Genomic DNA, 15,101 nt, shown 5'->3' on the forward strand with positions numbered 1-15,101 from the left:
GGCGGTTTCCTTCTCTTCTTGTGGTTGGTTATTGGGATGGTAGGTCTGTTTTCGGAAGGCGGGCGGCGGAATCACCGAGGCCCACGGCCTGTCACTCGAATTCGAACGTGCGCAGGAACTGACGGGCGCGTTCGGTTTCGGGGTGGGCGAAGAAGGCGTGCGCGTCGTGCGATTCCTCCACGATATGGCCGCCGTCCAGCAGGATCACGTGGTCGGCGATGGCGCGGGCGAACTGCATCTCGTGGGTCACGATGAGCATGGTCTGTCCGGCCTTGGCCAGTTCCAGGACCACATCGAGCACCTCGCGCACCATTTCGGGGTCGAGGGCCGCGGTGATCTCGTCCAGCAGCAGCACCTCCGGGTGGAGGATGAGTGCGCGGCAGATGGCCACGCGCTGGCGCTGGCCGCCGGAGAGCTCATGCGGCCAGGCGTCCTTGCGGTCGGCGAGTCCCACGCGCTCCAGGAGCTTCAGCGCCTCGGCCTCCACTTCGGCCTTGTCGCGCTTCTGCACAAGCAGCGGGGCCATGGTGATGTTGCCGAGCACGGTCTTGTTCGGGAACAGGTCATAGCTCTGGAACACCATGCCGATGCGCGTGCGCAGCTCGCTGGAACGGTTGGAGCGGCCGGCCTTTTCGGTGCCGGGGCGGCCTTCGTCGATGACCTTCTCGTTGATGGAGATCGTGCCGCCCTGAATCGGTTCGAGGCCGGCGATGGTGCGCAGCAGCGTGGATTTGCCGGAGCCCGAGGGGCCGAGCACCACGAGCACCGTGCCGTGCTCCACCTTGAAGGAGATGTCGTTGAGCACGGGCTTGTCCGCGTTGGCGTACTGCTTGACCAGGTGCTTCACCTCGAAGCCCTTGCAGTCGGAAACGGCGGACGGGCCCGCGGTTTCGAACGCGGCGACCGCCTCAGTGGATCGGGCCTGCGGCTTCTGCCCCGCCTGCACGGTTCGTTCGGTTCGCTCAGTCATGAGACCACCTCTTTTCCAGACGGCGGGCCACGATGGACAGCGGCCAGCACACGATGAAGTACATGAAGAAAATGGCTCCGTAGATCCATAGGGTTCCGGTCGGATACTGGAACCGGTTCGCATCGATGATCTGCTGGCCCACCTTGATGACCTCGACCACGCCGAGCAGCACGGCCAGGGACGTGGTCTTGACGATGCGGGTGGCCAGGTTCACGCTCGCGGGCAGAAGCCGGCGAATGGCCTGCGGCAGAATCACGCGGGAGAAGGTCTGCCAGGGGCTCAGGCCCAGCACGTAGCTGGATTCGTACTGCACCTTGGGGATCGACTGCAACGCGCCGCGCACCAGATCGCCGAGCTCCGCGCCACCCCAGAGGATGAACACGAGCACGCAGGCGCCGGTGGCGTCGAGGTTCCAGTCGAACCAGCGGGCGAAGCCGTAGTAGGCCAGGAACAGGAGTGCCAGCTGGGGCATGATGCGGATGAAGTCGAGGTAGACGCGCATGATCGCACGCACCACGGGGTTCCTGAGCGTCATCAGCCAGCCGACCAGCAGGCCCACCGGGATGGACACGCCCACGGACACGCCGGCGATCCAGACCGTAACCCACAGACCCTGCAGCAGACGGGGGAAGACGCCGGGCTGGAGAAGAATCTCAGCGCCGTGCATAGTCGAACCTCCTCTCCAGCCAGGTGCCGAGGATGGAGATCGGCAGCAGGATCACCAGGTAGGCCACCACCAGCATGAACAGCGATTCGTAGGTGCTGTAGTACATGCCGATAAGGTCCTTGGCCATGTACATCACGTCCGCGAGGGCGATGGCGGAGACCACGCTCGACTCCTTGAACAGGAAGATCACGTTGGCCACGAGACCGGGCACCGCGGTGGAGATGGCCTGCGGCAGCACCACGCGGGTGATGGACTGCACCGGGGTCAGGCCCAGCACGTAGGCGGTCTCGCGCTGCACCTTGGGCACCGATTCGAGTCCTCCTCGCATGGCCTCGGCCATGTAGGATCCGCCCAGGAAGCCGAGTCCCACGATGGCGCAGGTCTCGGCGGACCAGACCACGCCCAGCTTGGGCAGGCCGAAGTACAGGAAATACAGCTGCACCAGCAGTGGGGTGTTGCGGCTCAGCTCGATGTACGCGCGCACGATCTGCCGGGCCACCGGGACTCGCGCGATCTCCACGCCGGCGCATACCAGTCCCACCGCGATGGCGAGCAGGATGCCGAACACGGAGATGAATATGGTCATCACGGTGCCGTTGACGAAGAAGGGTGCGTAGCGCTGCACGAACGACCAGTCAAACGCCATGGACGCACTCCTTTCCCTTCGGTTCTCTCATGTCTCTTGTCTTTATGTCTTCTGATGTCTCTCGGTTGCGTTCGTATGCGCTGCCGATGCTCCGTTTGCGACGCCGCCGGGCGGGGCTGCAAGTCTCGAAGGGATATCGTTCACATACGATTCGGGGGCCGAACAATCCGTTCCAGCCCCCGTTGGTTATCGTAGAGTATCACAGCGCGCAACGGTGCCGTCTGGCTATAGAGGTTGGTTATAGGGTCTTATTTGCGGCGGCGTTTCAGGGTTTTCGGGCTATCTCGGTTTCACAGGGCACCGACTGGGATGCGCTACCAGCGGAACCGGTTGCGGCGCGCACCCTGGACCGAGGCGAACGTGTGCCAGCCGATGCGCATCAACGAACGTGCGTAACGGGCGACCGGTCAGGCATGGGCCTACCGGCGGCGAACATGGGCGGACTACACTGTGGAGACATGAAGATTTCCAAGGCTTTGACCCGGTTGAAGGGTCCGCAAACCACTCCGGTGTTCGTGCTGCTGCACGGTTGGGGTTCCAACGAGTACGATCTGCCCGATCTATTGAATTACTGCGGTGCCGGTTCGGCCGACTACGCCAGCCTGCAGGCACCCATCGCCTATGGCATGGGATACACATGGTTCGGTGACTGGGCTCATGAGGGCGTGCCGGAGGGCGACTCGCTGGACAGGCAGGCGCTTGAGGCGGCGCAGGCCATCAATGCCTGGGTGGCGGAGAACATCCCCGCGGACCGTCCGGTGGTGACCATGGGATTCTCGCAGGGCGGTCTGCTGGCATGCCATCTGCTGCGCGTGAATCCCAAGCGCTATGCGGCCGCCGTGTCCTGCTCGGGATGGCTGGCTCCCGGACCGGTCGCCGGCGATGCCGAATTGGCTTCGCTCAAGCCGCCGGTGTTCTACGGCCATGGTGCCATCGATGACATTTTTCCGAAGACGGACGTGGCGGCCATGGGCGAGTTCTGGCGCGGGCATGGCACGCTGACCGAGCAGGTCTATCCCGGTATGGCGCATTCCATCAATATGCCCGAAATGCGCGATATTCAGCGCTTCCTGGAGTCCAACGGCTTTGTTCGTCCGCAGATCTGGTAGTCGGTGGCATGATGATGGCAAGCCGTCACAAATCTTGCCATCATCGTGATGCTGGCGGTTCCGCCACTCCCCTCAGTCGGCTCCGCCGACAGCTCCCCTCAAAGAGGGGAGCCTCTATCAGCCACATAACCAATATCATCGACTATGCCGTGGCGTAGTCGAGGTGCTTGAATTCCGGCACTTTGTACCATTTGACGGGGTAGCCGGCGCCGTGGGCGCAGAAGACCGAGTCGGGGGTGTTGTCCAGGTCGGATTCGGGGTCGTAATGGGCTTCGCGGATGATCTCGTCCTCGTTATGGCAGGGTCGGTAGCCGCCGAAGGTGGCGGAGAAGCGGCCATGGCCGTGTGTGTACTGGTTCACGTCCATGGCGTAGTCACGCATCTCGGCAACCGGTGCCAAGCCTTCGATCACCGCATAGTCACCGTCCATTGCGGGGGATTCGAAGGTGCCGCTCATCCGTTGTATGTCGCTCATGGCGCGGCCAATCATGTCCGCGGGCACTTCGAGACGGAACCGGTACCACGGTTCCAGCAGACGGCAGTTGCCCGCGCCGGACGTGTCCGGCCGCTCCTCCACCGGCGTTGCGGGATGCCCGCTGACTCCGGCGCGTAATTCCATGAGTCCCTGACGAATCGCCCGGTAGGTGGCCTGGCGGAAGTCGCCGCCTTCGGTGTGCTTGAGATGAGCCTTGCCCGCCACCAGCGTCATCGTGATGTCGGCGAGCGGCGAGCCGGTCAGCACGCCAAGATGCTCGCGCTCGGTCAGATGGGTGAGGATGAGCCGCTGCCAGTTGCGATCCAACTCGTTCTCCGACAACGCGGACTTGACTCGGATGCCACTGCCCGGTTCGCCCGGTTCAAGCAGGATATGCGCTTCGGCGTAGTGCCGCAGCGGTTCGAAATGTCCCACGCCTTCGATGGGCGCGGTGATGGTCTCGCGGTACAGGATGGAGCCCTGGCCGAATGCCACATCCAATCCGAACCGGTCATGCAGCGTCTGCTGGATGATCTCCAGCTGCACCGCACCCATCAATTGCACATGGACTTCGGCCAGACGTTCCATCCACACCACATGGAGCAGCGGATCCTCGTCCTCCAGCTCGTGCAACGCGCGCATGACCTTGTGCAGGGTCAGGTCGTCGAATCGGGGACGCGGAGATTCGGGAGTCGATTCCCCGGCATCGGTTTCGCCGCTCTTGCCGTCCCGGTCGTCACGAGGAGTGGAATCCCCATCCCGAGCCACGTCGGAGGCTCCGTTCCCTTTGGATGTGATACCGGAATCACTGGGCTTCCGCCCTTCAGCCACGGCTTCCTCCGCCGCATCCGCCGGTAGGACGGTATAGGTCAGCACCGGCTGCAGGGCAGGCGACTCGGCATCCGGCTCCGCGCCCAATCCCTCACCGGGGAAGGTGCGGGTCAGACCGGTCACCGCGCACACCGCGCCGGCAGGCACTTCGGTGACCGTCTCGAATTTGGCGCCGTTGTACACGCGCACCTGGTCGATCTTCTCCGATTCGCCGTCGACGTCCACCATCTCCTTGGCCTTCAGCGTGCCTCCGGTCACGCGCAGCCAGGTCATGCGGTTGTGCTGCTGGTCGTGCGCGATCTTGAACACACGGGCTCCGAAGGATTCCGGCCATTGCGGTTCGGATGCGAACGTTTCCAAGCCATCCAGGAATTCCTCGACGCCCTCAAGTTTCAGCGCCGAGCCAAAGTAGACCGGGAACAGGCGACGTGCGGCGATCATCGCACGGATGCGTCCCACGCCGAGTGTGCCGGATTCCAGATATTCGTCCATCGCCTGCTCATCCAGGGTGGCGATGTCCTCGACGGACTCCCCCAGCGGCACCCGCGCATCATCGGAGACGGCCTCGCAGGCCGGCAACGGGAACACCGCATCACTCAATCGCGCGCGCAACTGGGCCAGTACCGCTTCACGGTCGAATCCTGCGGCATCGCATTTGTTGACGAAGATGAACGTCGGCACGTCGTACCGGGCCAGCAACCGCCAAAGCGTCTCCGTGTGCCCTTGCACGCCGTCCGTGCCGGAAACCACCAGAATCGCGTAATCCAACACGCGCAGAACCCGTTCAGTTTCGGCGGCGAAGTCCACGTGTCCCGGCGTATCGAGCAGGGTCAGCTGCATCGAGCCGTGTTCCACCAACGCCTGATGCGCGAAGATGGTGATGCCGCGGGCCTTCTCCAATGCGTTCGTGTCCAGGAAGGCGTCGCCGTGATCCACGCGGCCGAGCTTGCGGATTTCGCCGGTTCGGTACAGCAGCGCCTCGGACAACGTGGTCTTGCCAGCGTCCACATGCGCCACGATGCCCGCCACAATCCGTTTCATCACGAACTCCTCCCCACCGGTCTTCTGCCGTTTCCATGCTGATTACCCAATATATCCGCACCTTTTCGCGAGGGAATAATTTTACCGGCCGGCGGGTCTGCCGGTAGAATAAGTCACCGAACATCGAGACCGTCGAGTCAATGCGAGGAGTAACCGTGACCACTGCCGGCATCACCGTTTTCGGCCAGCCTTCCGATTCCATGCGAGACGCCGGAGAGTCGCCCACGCTGGATGCCGCGGGATTCCCGTCCGATTACGTGACCCTCGATCTGGAGACCACCGGCTTCTATCCGAACAGTTGCGCCATCACCGAAATCGGCGCCGTCCGCGTGCGGGACGGCAGGATCGTGGACCAGTTCCAGCAGCTCATCAACCCACTGCGCCCGATTCCGCGCCAGATCACCGCGTTGACCGGCATCAGCGATGCGATGGTCGCCGATCTCGATCCCATCGACGAAGTGCTCCCCCGCTTCATCTCATGGCTCGGCAAACCCAAGACCAACGCCGTTCCCGAACCGATCGTGGGTCATAACGTGAGCTTCGACCTGCGGTTCCTGGATTACAACACCCGCCGAATCGCCGGTTCGGGTTTCGCCTGCACGGATTACGACACCATGCAGATCAGCCGCACGCTATTCCCCGAGCAGCGTCATCATCGCCTGGCCGATCTCATCGTTCGGTTCGGTATCGCGGACAACGAGGAGCACCGGGCGTTGAGCGACGCCATCCAGACCCAGGAATGCTTCGAATGGATGCGTCGGTACATCGCCGCGCATCATGAGACGAGCCGACTTGACTGGCGTCCGGTGGCGGCCAAGTCCAGCACGCCGATCCTGCATCAGCAGCTGGTGATCCGGTAGGTTTCGGCGACCGAGCAGACATACGACAATGCGCCGGGTCATCGGATTGGTTCGATGACCCGGCGCATGTATTCATGCCGCCTTTGATGTCAAACGGCAATGTCGGATGTGAGAGTCAGCCGCGTTTGGCAACCAGTTTCTCGGCGTCCTCGGTAAGGGCTGCCATGATGGCGTGCTGCGATTCCTTGACGTACTCGAATCCGTTGGCGGCGGCGAACGCCTGCTTGGTCTGCGGATCATAGGAGACGGCCTTGGTCACATGCGCGATGGCGACCAGCACGTTCGGCCATTGCGAGTCGGGCGCGTCGTTGCCGAGTTCGGCGTAGAAACGGATGGTTTCCACGTCATTGGGGTTGGCACCATTGCCTGGAGCGGACTTCAGAGCCTCAACGATGCCACCCAGGTACTGCTTCATCGGATACTTGGTTGGAATGCTCATACCTTTTACGGTAGGAGCGCCGGCCCCGATTGTGAAGGGGCACAAGGCGTTTTTACCGTAGGGACAATCACGAGAATATATAGACACAATGGCGTGATTCGTATAGCAAGCCCGAGGTGCGTTCAATCGGGGACCAATACGACGGAAGGGCCACCGGGAAATCATGCATCCCGGCGACCCTTCCTCAGCCAACGTCATCCGACGTCACTGTACAGTCACGGTCACGGCAAAACCGTCACAGGCCGTATTCCTTGGCGATGACGGACCACAGTTCATCGGCGGCGCGATTGATATCGTCGTTGACGATGGTCACGTCGAATTCGTCCTCGGCGGCAAGCTCCACCTTGGCGGTCTCCAGCCTCTTGGCCACCTCGGCCTCGGATTCGGTGCCACGGCCCTTGAGACGGCGGACCAGCTCGTCGAAGCTCGGCGGAGCGATGAACACGTACACCACGTCCACGCCGAGTTCCTTCGCGCGCTCCTTGATGCGGCGCGCACCCTGCAGGTCGATCTCCAACACGGTGGGAACGCCTTCGGCCAGATGCTCCTGCACCGGCTTGAGCGGCGTGCCGTAGTGGGCGAGCCCATGCACCAGCGCGGTTTCCAGGAATTCGCCGGCCTTTTCCTTGGCGGCGAACTCGTCCTCGTTCATGAACCAGTAGTTCACACCGTTCACCTCGCCGGGGCGGGGCTTGCGGGTGGTGGCGGAGACGGACATCCAGATGCTCGGATGCTTCTTGCGCATCACGTTCTCCACGGTGCCCTTACCCACGCCTGCCGGGCCGGTGAGCACCACCAGGCGTCCCTTCGGCTTGGTCTCGGACTCGCTCTGGGTGGGTGCCGCGGCGGATTCCGCGGCCACGGTGGTCTTCTCGGTTTTCCCGTTCGGTGCCGTCTTCACGGTGCCTTTGCCGTCCTTTTCCTCGTTCTCGCCTTCGTTCATGGCCTCGTACAGCGCCTGGCGCACATCAAGCGCGATGGACTCGGTGGCCTGCTTGAGTGCGCTGATGGAGGGCCCGTGGGACGCGATGAAGCGGGACACGGTCACCAGCACGTTGCCGCGCGTGCCCTTGAACACGGTCTTCAGATCCTTGGCCTCGGCTCCCTGCCAGCCGTAGCCGGGAGACAGGATCGGTCCGGTGAAGCTGGCCGGGTTCACGCCGGAATCCTGGATCCACTGGCCGATGGTGGCGCCGATGATCAGGCCCACGGAGCCCATGCCTTCGATGTCCCTGTTGTGCTTCTGCGCGGTGGCGGCGATGCCGTACGCCACGGTGCGGCCCTTGTAGTCGCCGCTCTGGCGGATGGCGGTCTGCAGGCTCATGCCCTCCGGATTGGAAGTCAGGGATGCGATGAACACGCCGCGGCCGTTCTCCAGCGCCTCGTTGATCAGTCCGTTGAGGGACCGGGCGCCATAGTACGGCAGCAGGGTGATGGCGTCCGCGAGCATCGGGGCACCGGGCTTGAAGTAGGCGTCCGCGATGGCGGAGATGGTGGTGGGCAGACCGCCGTGCAGGCAGTCCACGATGGTGATGACGCCCATCTGGCGTGCCGCGTAGAGCACGCGCTCGAGCGCTTCGAATCCCTTGGATCCGTAGCGCTCGAACATGGGCGTCTGGAACTTCACGGCCGCGGCGCAACCGCTGGCGGCCTGAAGCATACGCATGGAGAACAGTTCGGCGCCTTCGGCGTCGACGTTGTAGCCCCAGTCGGTGAGGAGCTTGCGATGCGGGTCGATGCCCACGCACAACGGCCCGTATTTGGCCATTGAATTGCTCAACCGCAAACCGAAATCAGACCGTTGCGCCTGCAACTCCTCATCGCTGGATACCATCAGAATTCCTGCCTCTCCAATTCGAACAGCTGCTTCGAATGATCCTGAATGCTCATGATCTGGTAATCATTATGCTTCACGGCCTCGATTGCGAGCAGTGCGGCCTGGAATTCGGTGATGGTGGTGAACTGCGGCAAATCCGCTGCAATGGCGGCGGCGCGGATGGAGTAACCATCGGAACGGGAGCCACGGGAGTTCGGCGTGTTGAGGATCATGTCGATCTTGCCGTCCTCGATGAGCTGGACCACGTTCTTGCCCACGGAGCCCTCGGCGTGGTGGACCACCACCGGGGCCTCCGGGTCGGAGTCCACGCGGGTGCTGATCTTGTCCACGATGTTCGAGTCGATGCCGTAGCGACGCAGCACGGAGGCGGTGCCCTCGGTGGCCCAGATCTTGAATCCGAGCTCCTCGAGACGCACGGCGATGAGCGGCAGCTGGCGCTTGTCGGTGTCGTTCACGGAGATGAACACGTTGCCGTGGGTGGGCAGGCCGCCGTCGTATGCGGCGAGCTGGCTCTTGGCGAAGGCGTGCGGGAAGTCGCGGTCGAAGCCCATGACCTCGCCGGTGGAGCGCATCTCCGGTCCGAGCAGGATGTCCACGGTCTTGCCGACCGGGGTGCGGAAGCGCTTGAACGGCAGCACGGACTCCTTGACGGCGACCTGCTGGCCGCGGTGCATCACACCGCCGTCGCCCTTGGGCAGCAGCAGGCCGTTGGCGCGCTGGTCGGCGATGGACTCGCCGGCCATGATGCGTGCGGCGGCCTTGGCCAGCGCCACGCCGGTGGCCTTGGAGGCGAACGGCACGGTGCGGGAGGCGCGCGGGTTGGCCTCGATCACGTACAGCGTGTTGGCCATGAAGGCGTACTGCACGTTGATCAGGCCCTGCACGTGGCAGCCCTTGGCGATGGCGTAGGTGCCCTCGCGCAGGCGACGGATCTGGTCGTCGGACAGGGTGGATGGCGGCAGGGTGCAGGCGGCGTCGCCGGAGTGCACGCCGGCTTCCTCGACGTGCTCCATGATGCCGCCGATGTACAGCTCCTCGCCGTCGAACAGCGCATCGACGTCGATCTCGATGGCGTCCTGCAGGAACTTGTCGATGAGCAGCGGGGAGGGCAGACGGCCGGACACCACGGTGTCGGCCTTGGCCTCGGCCAGGGCGCGGTCCACGTACTTGGTCAGCTGCTTGTCATCGTAGACGATCTCCATGCCGCGGCCGCCGAGCACGTAGCTCGGGCGCACCAGCACCGGGTAGCCGATGCGGTGGGCGGCGTCCATGGCCTCCTCGAGGCTCAGTGCGGTGCCGTAGCGCGGGGCGTTCATCTCCGCCTTCTTGAGCACCTCGCCGAACAGCTCGCGGTTCTCGGCCAGGTCGATGGATTCCGGCGTGGTGCCGAGGATCGGCACGCCGGCGGCCTTGAGTCGCGCGGCGAGCGAGAGCGGGGTCTGGCCGCCGAGCTGCACGATAACGCCCTTGACCGGGCCCATCTTCTTCTCGGCCTCGTAGATCTCGAGCACGTCCTCGAAGGTGAGCGGCTCGAAGTACAGACGGTCGGACATGTCGTAATCGGTGGACACGGTCTCCGGGTTGCAGTTGACCATGATCGTGTCGTAATCCTTGCCGAGCTCCTGCACCGCGTGCACGCAGGTGTAGTCGAACTCGATGCCCTGGCCGATGCGGTTCGGGCCGGAGCCGAGGATGATCACGGCTTCGCGTTCGCGCGGGCGCAGCTCGGTCTCGTCGGCGTAGCAGGAGTAGTAGTACGGCGTGACGGCGTCGAACTCGGCGGCGCAGGTATCCACGGTCTTGTAGACCGGGCGGATGCCGTAGTTCCAGCGCAGCTCGCGGATGGTGTTCTCGCCCTCGTCGCCGAGGCCGCGCAGGTGGGCCACCTGCACGTCGGACAGGCCGGCGAGCTTGGCCTTCTTCAGCAGCTTCGGGGTCAGGTGCTCGGCGTCGCGGACGGTCATGGCCATGTCGTTGATGAGCGTGATCTGCTTGAGGAACCACGGGTCGATCTTGGTGGCCGCGTACAGCTGCTCGATGGTGGCACCGCCCCAGATGGCGCGCATGAGCTGCAGGTAGCGGTGCTCGGTCGGCACCTTGACGGCCTCGAGCAGGTCGGCGACTTCCTCGGCGGACGGCTTCTCGCCGTCCCAGTTGAAGCCCATGTGGCGCTTGTCGATGGAGCGCATGGCCTTGCCCAGGGACTCCTGGAAGTTGCCGGCCAGGGCCATGGCCTCACCCACGGACTTCATGGAGGTGGTCAGGGTCGGATCGGCGCCCGGGAACTTCTCGAACGCGAAGCGCGGCACCTTGGTGACCACGTAGTCGATGGTCGGCTCGAAGGAGGCCGGCGTGGACTGGGTGATGTCATTGCGGATCTCGTCCAGCGTGTAGCCGAGGGCCAGCTTGGTGGCGATCTTGGCGATCGGGAAGCCGGTGGCCTTGGAGGCCAGTGCGGAGGAACGGGAGACGCGCGGGTTCATCTCGATGACGATGATGCGGCCGGTGTCCGGGTGGATGGCGAACTGGATGTTGCAGCCGCCGGTGTCCACGCCCACGCCGCGGATGATGGCGATGCCGATGTCACGCAGCTTCTGGTATTCGCGGTCGGTCAGCGTGAAGCAGGGGGCCACGGTGATGGAGTCGCCGGTGTGCACGCCCACGGGGTCCACGTTCTCGATCGGGCAGACGACCACCACGTTGTCGTTGCGGTCGCGCATGAGCTCGAGTTCGAATTCCTTCCAGCCCTCGATGCCTTCCTCGATGAGCACCTCGTCGGTCGGCGAGTAGTGGATGCCGGCGCCGGCGATGCGGTGCAGCTCCTCCTCGTCGTGCGCGATGCCGGAGCCCAGGCCGCCCATGGTGAAGCTCGGGCGCACGACCAGCGGGTAGCCGAGTTCCTCGGCGATGCGGTCGCATTCCTCGAGCGTGTGGGCGATGCGGGAACGAGCGGATTCGGCGCCGGCCTCGTCCACGACCTTCTTGAACAGCTCGCGGTCCTCGCCGCGGTCGATGGCCTCCAGGGAGGCGCCGATGAGCTCGACGTTGTACTTCTTGAGCACGCCGGCCTCGCCGAGGGCCATGGCGGCGTTGAGGGCCGTCTGGCCGCCGAGGGTGGGCAGCAGCGCGTCGGGGCGTTCCTTGGCGATGATCTGCTCGAGGATCGGGGTGGCGATCGGCTCGATGTAGGTGGCGTCGGCCATCTCGGGGTCGGTCATGATGGTTGCCGGGTTCGAGTTCACGAGGATGACGCGGATGCCCTCCTCGCGAAGGACGCGGCATGCCTGGGTGCCCGAGTAATCGAACTCCGCGGCCTGACCGATCACGATCGGGCCGGAGCCGATGACCATCACGGATTTGATGTCGGTGCGCTTCGGCATATCACTTACCTTCCTTGATGTTGCTGTTGGCGCGGGCGTCGCGCGGGTTGTTCTTCATGAGTTCGCAGAAACGGTCGAACAGGTAGGCCGCGTCGTGCGGGCCGGCCGCGGCCTCCGGGTGGTACTGCACGGAGAAGGCGGGGATGTCCACGCACTGCAGGCCCTCGACCACGTCGTCGTTCAGATCGATGTGGGAGACGAACACCTTGCCGTACTTGCCGTCCTCGAACGGGGCGTCCACGGTCTTGCCGATGGGGGCGTCGACCGCGAAGCCGTGGTTGTGGGCGGTGACCTCCACCTTGCCGGTGGTCACGTCCTTGACCGGCTGGTTGATGCCGCGGTGGCCGAACTTGAGCTTGTAGGTGCCGAAGCCGAGCGCGCGGCCCAGCAGCTGGTTGCCGAAGCAGATGCCGAAGAACGGGTAGCCGGCGTCCAGCACCTGGCGCAGCAGCTCGATCTCCGGGCCGGCCTGCTCCGGGTCGCCCGGGCCGTTGGAGAAGAACACGCCGTCCGGGTTCAGGGCCTCGATCTGCTCGAAGGTGGTGGTGGAAGGCACCACGTGCACGCGGCAGCCGCGTTCAGCCATGCGGTGCGGGGTCATGCCCTTGATGCCGAGGTCCACGGCGGCCACGGTGTACAGCGGCTCCTTGCCCTCGTACTCGCCGCACGGCTCGATGGTGTACGTCTCCTTGGTGGAGACCTCGTCGTACAGGCTCAGGCCCTGCATCTTGGGGGTGGCCTTGACGGCGGCGAGCAGTTCCTCGACGTCGCGCAGCTTGCCCGTGTCCGGGTTGGTCAGGGCGCTGCCGGAGTAGATGCCGGCGCGCATCACGCCAGCGGAGCGCAGGTGGCGCACCAGCTTGCGGGTGTCGATGTGGCTCAGGGAGACGATGCCGTTCTTCTTGAGGTCGTCGTCCAGGCTGCCTTCGGCGCGCCAGTTGCTCACGTTCGGGGAGGGGTCGCGCACCACGTAGCCGGCCACCCAGATGCGGGAGGACTCGGGATCCTCGCTGTTGACGCCGGTATCGCCGATGTGCGGGAAGGTCTGCACCACGATCTGGCGGTCGTAGCTGGGATCGGTGAGCGTTTCCTGGTATCCGGTCATGCCGGTGGCGAAGACGATCTCACCGGTCGTCTCGCCGAGAGCGCCGTACGGCTCTCCCACATATACCTGTCCGTCTTCCAAAACGAGGACTGCATCGTCCTGGTCATACGTCGGAATTGCGATGGTTCCGGACTCGTTCTGGCTCACCAAAACCCCCTTGTGTTTCGTCGGGTATTCGTACCAAGGTTAACGGCCAGCAAAGACTCACACGCCGCGGCGTGCGAACCTTTCTCGGGCCCGCTGGCGGGGCCTCCGGCCGGTTGGCCGGTCGAAAAGAGTGTGAAAGGTATGGGAACGGGCGTGCCCGCTCATAAAAAAGCCTCCCGTAAGGGGAGGCTTGAAAAGGAAAACACTAGGCGACCGTCGGCTGATCGTCAGCGGACGGCTCGGCGGCATCGGACTGCTCGGCTTCCGTGGTCTCGCCGGCGGAAGCATCGGCATCGTCCCCGGCGTTCTCGCCGGTCTGGACGGAGTCCTTGCCAGCGCACACCGCGGACAGCAGGCCGTGGATGAACGCGGGCGAATCGTCGTCGCACAGGGTCTTGGCCAAGGCCAGGGCCTCGTCGATGGCGACCTTGTCCGGCACCTCGCTGTTGAACAGGATCTCCCATGCCGCGATACGCAGGATGTTGCGATCGACCACACCCATGCGGCGGACCTTCCAACCCGTGGAATGCTCGTCCAGGGTGGCGTCGATCAGACGACGGTGCTCCGCCACTCCCCTGACAATCTCGATGGCGTAGTCGGGAAGCGGGGTCTGGGCACCGGGATGGGCGATGCGCTCATCCAGCAGGGAGAGGATGTCCTGGCTTTTTTCGTCGGCCTCATACAGGGTGTTCAATGCCCTCTTGCGCGCGGTGGAACGTGCCATGCTGCTAGTCCTCCAGTGTTACCGGTGTTTTCGAAGATGCGTGAATCGCGGAGAATCAGTTCTCGCGGCCGGTGTAGGAACCGTCCTCGGTGTTGATCTTGACGCGGTCGCCCTCGTTGATGAACAGCGGCACCTGGATCTCGGCGCCGGTCTCGACGGTGGCCGGCTTGGTGCCGGCGTTGGAGCGGTTGCCCTGCAGGCCCGGCTCGGTGTGGGTGATGGTCAGGACCACGGAGCCCGGCAGATCCACGTTCAGCGGGGTGCCGTCGTGGAAGGAGACGAGGCAGTCGGTGCCTTCGAGCAGGAACTTGGCCTTGTCGCCCACCAGGGACTTCGGGACCATGATCTGGTCGTAGGTGGTCATGTCCATGAACACGAAGTTGTCGCCGTCCTCGTAGGAGTACTGGAGGGTGCGGTTGTCCACGGTCTCGAATTCCATCTTCATGCCCGCGTTGAAGGTCTTGTCGACGATCTTGCCGGAGAGCACGTTCTTGATGGTGGTGCGCACGAAGGCGGGGCCCTTGCCCGGCTTGACGTGCTGGAACTTCATGACGGTCCACAGCTGGCCGTCCAGGTTCAGGACGGAACCGTTCTTGATGTCGTTGGTAGTCTGTGCCACGTTATTCACCTTTTTTCAAATTCGACTCACTGGGGCAATGCCCAAAAATTGCCTTGGCAATTATGCCACAACGGGTATACAGCGGGCGGCACGGTGTGGTTCGCGAACCGTCGGATCTCCTGCGCCCGCGCATCGGCACACCGGTTCGCGGACATCGCCGGCCGTGACCGTGAGGCCCCATCGTCATGCGTTCCGCGTTCGCTTGCGCGAAGTATCACACCTCGCGCAAGCGAACGCGGAACGCATGACGA

At 64.0% G+C, this 15,101-nt stretch carries 11 protein-coding genes and 3 pseudogenes; 2 read left to right on the plus strand and 12 right to left on the minus strand.

Going from position 1 to position 15,101, the window contains the following annotated elements:
* Positions 1 to 91: 91 nt before the first annotated feature.
* From KIH81_RS07180 to KIH81_RS07190, 3 genes are read right to left on the minus strand one after another with little or no spacing between them, the layout of a single operon-like run.
* Positions 92 to 970 (minus strand): amino acid ABC transporter ATP-binding protein, encoded by an 879-nt coding sequence (locus tag KIH81_RS07180; protein ID WP_236029398.1) that lies wholly within the window; start codon positions 968 to 970, stop codon positions 92 to 94.
* Complete coding sequence (locus tag KIH81_RS07185) at positions 963 to 1,637, minus strand: amino acid ABC transporter permease (protein WP_214304733.1); 675 nt, start codon at positions 1,635 to 1,637, stop codon at positions 963 to 965. Before KIH81_RS07185 ends, KIH81_RS07180 begins: the two co-directional genes overlap by 8 nt.
* Positions 1,624 to 2,283: an amino acid ABC transporter permease gene (locus KIH81_RS07190; RefSeq protein WP_214304734.1), complete on the minus strand. Its 660-nt coding sequence runs from the start codon at positions 2,281 to 2,283 to the stop codon at positions 1,624 to 1,626. Before KIH81_RS07190 ends, KIH81_RS07185 begins: the two co-directional genes overlap by 14 nt.
* A 458-nt stretch (positions 2,284 to 2,741) precedes the next feature.
* Between KIH81_RS07190 and KIH81_RS07195 the strand changes: the two genes are divergently transcribed.
* Positions 2,742 to 3,392 (plus strand): alpha/beta hydrolase, encoded by a 651-nt coding sequence (locus tag KIH81_RS07195; protein ID WP_214304735.1) that lies wholly within the window; start codon positions 2,742 to 2,744, stop codon positions 3,390 to 3,392.
* Between the two features lie 142 nt (positions 3,393 to 3,534).
* Here the strand turns inward: KIH81_RS07195 and KIH81_RS12370 are convergent.
* A pseudogene (locus tag KIH81_RS12370) lies at positions 3,535 to 4,548 on the minus strand (GTP-binding protein); the annotation flags it as partial.
* A 168-nt stretch (positions 4,549 to 4,716) separates the two neighbouring features.
* Positions 4,717 to 5,739: pseudogene (locus KIH81_RS12375) on the minus strand (GTP-binding protein); the annotation flags it as partial.
* A gap of 155 nt (positions 5,740 to 5,894) precedes the next feature.
* On the opposite strand from KIH81_RS12375, the gene KIH81_RS07205 reads away from it, so the two are divergent.
* Complete coding sequence (locus KIH81_RS07205; protein WP_214304737.1) at positions 5,895 to 6,599, plus strand: 3'-5' exonuclease; 705 nt, start codon at positions 5,895 to 5,897, stop codon at positions 6,597 to 6,599.
* Between the two features lie 115 nt (positions 6,600 to 6,714).
* Here KIH81_RS07205 and KIH81_RS07210 read toward each other — a convergent pair whose 3' ends face one another.
* From KIH81_RS07210 to efp, 7 genes and pseudogenes are all read right to left on the minus strand, one after another.
* A complete protein-coding gene (locus KIH81_RS07210; protein WP_214304738.1) occupies positions 6,715 to 7,038 on the minus strand; it encodes a hypothetical protein in 324 nt (107 codons plus the stop codon).
* A gap of 235 nt (positions 7,039 to 7,273) precedes the next feature.
* The gene (gmk, locus tag KIH81_RS12090; protein ID WP_338024746.1) at positions 7,274 to 7,900 is read right to left on the minus strand and encodes a guanylate kinase; all 627 of its coding nucleotides are present in this window, start codon (positions 7,898 to 7,900) and stop codon (positions 7,274 to 7,276) included.
* 57 nt (positions 7,901 to 7,957) lie between these two features.
* A pseudogene (gene pyrF, locus KIH81_RS12095) lies at positions 7,958 to 8,872 on the minus strand (orotidine-5'-phosphate decarboxylase); the annotation flags it as partial.
* Positions 8,872 to 12,255, minus strand: coding sequence for a carbamoyl-phosphate synthase large subunit (gene carB, locus KIH81_RS07220; RefSeq protein ID WP_214304739.1), 3,384 nt, complete (start codon positions 12,253 to 12,255; stop codon positions 8,872 to 8,874). The gene carB and the pseudogene pyrF, both read right to left, overlap by 1 nt.
* Position 12,256: 1 nt before the next feature.
* Positions 12,257 to 13,507, minus strand: coding sequence for a glutamine-hydrolyzing carbamoyl-phosphate synthase small subunit (gene carA / locus KIH81_RS07225; RefSeq protein ID WP_214304740.1), 1,251 nt, complete (start codon positions 13,505 to 13,507; stop codon positions 12,257 to 12,259).
* Positions 13,508 to 13,712: 205 nt separating this feature from the next.
* Positions 13,713 to 14,231 (minus strand): transcription antitermination factor NusB, encoded by a 519-nt coding sequence (gene nusB / locus KIH81_RS07230; RefSeq protein WP_214304741.1) that lies wholly within the window; start codon positions 14,229 to 14,231, stop codon positions 13,713 to 13,715.
* A 55-nt stretch (positions 14,232 to 14,286) separates the two neighbouring features.
* Positions 14,287 to 14,850 (minus strand): elongation factor P, encoded by a 564-nt coding sequence (efp, locus tag KIH81_RS07235; RefSeq protein WP_109057339.1) that lies wholly within the window; start codon positions 14,848 to 14,850, stop codon positions 14,287 to 14,289.
* Positions 14,851 to 15,101 lie beyond the last annotated feature (251 nt).

Origin of the sequence: Bifidobacterium miconisargentati (genome assembly GCF_019331675.1) — a bacterium.
In the GTDB taxonomy this organism is placed as follows: Bacteria; Actinomycetota; Actinomycetes; order Actinomycetales; family Bifidobacteriaceae; genus Bifidobacterium; species Bifidobacterium miconisargentati.

Coding starts and splice junctions, on each gene's coding strand:
- KIH81_RS07180 (WP_236029398.1), bottom strand. CDS start 970: ATGACTGAGCGAACCGAACGAACCGTGCAGGCGGGGCAGAAGCCGCAG.
- KIH81_RS07190 (WP_214304734.1), bottom strand. CDS start 2,283: ATGGCGTTTGACTGGTCGTTCGTGCAGCGCTACGCACCCTTCTTCGTC.
- nusB (WP_214304741.1), bottom strand. CDS start 14,231: ATGGCACGTTCCACCGCGCGCAAGAGGGCATTGAACACCCTGTATGAG.
- KIH81_RS07185 (WP_214304733.1), bottom strand. CDS start 1,637: ATGCACGGCGCTGAGATTCTTCTCCAGCCCGGCGTCTTCCCCCGTCTG.
- KIH81_RS07195 (WP_214304735.1), top strand. CDS start 2,742: ATGAAGATTTCCAAGGCTTTGACCCGGTTGAAGGGTCCGCAAACCACT.
- KIH81_RS07210 (WP_214304738.1), bottom strand. CDS start 7,038: ATGAGCATTCCAACCAAGTATCCGATGAAGCAGTACCTGGGTGGCATC.
- carB (WP_214304739.1), bottom strand. CDS start 12,255: ATGCCGAAGCGCACCGACATCAAATCCGTGATGGTCATCGGCTCCGGC.